The 233-nt window shown below is 49.8% G+C and carries 1 protein-coding gene; it reads left to right on the top strand.

The features are described 5' to 3' along the window. The coding region (locus HFD99_RS25335) for a condensation domain-containing protein (RefSeq protein ID WP_167441111.1) at positions 1-233 on the top strand (233 nt) is incomplete at both ends.

Here is a 233-nt window from a genome sequence, read left to right as displayed (position 1 = left end):
AAACGGATGTACGTTCTGAGTCACCTGGAAGGTGGAGAGGTTAGCTACAACATGCCAGGAGCTTTGATTATCGAAGGCTCCTTGGATAAAAAAAGACTGGAACAAGCCTTCCGCCAGCTGATTGAACGTCATGAGGCCCTGCGAACCCGATTCGAGATGGTGGATGGTGAGGTGATTCAGCGGATTGAATCCAGCGCTCCATTCAGCGTGGAATATGTGCAAGCAAGTGAAGA

Origin of the sequence: Paenibacillus sp. EKM301P (genome assembly GCF_011800295.1) — a bacterium.
Lineage (GTDB): Bacteria > Bacillota > Bacilli > Paenibacillales > Paenibacillaceae > Paenibacillus > Paenibacillus polymyxa.
This window is presented reverse-complemented; position numbering and strand designations above follow the sequence as displayed.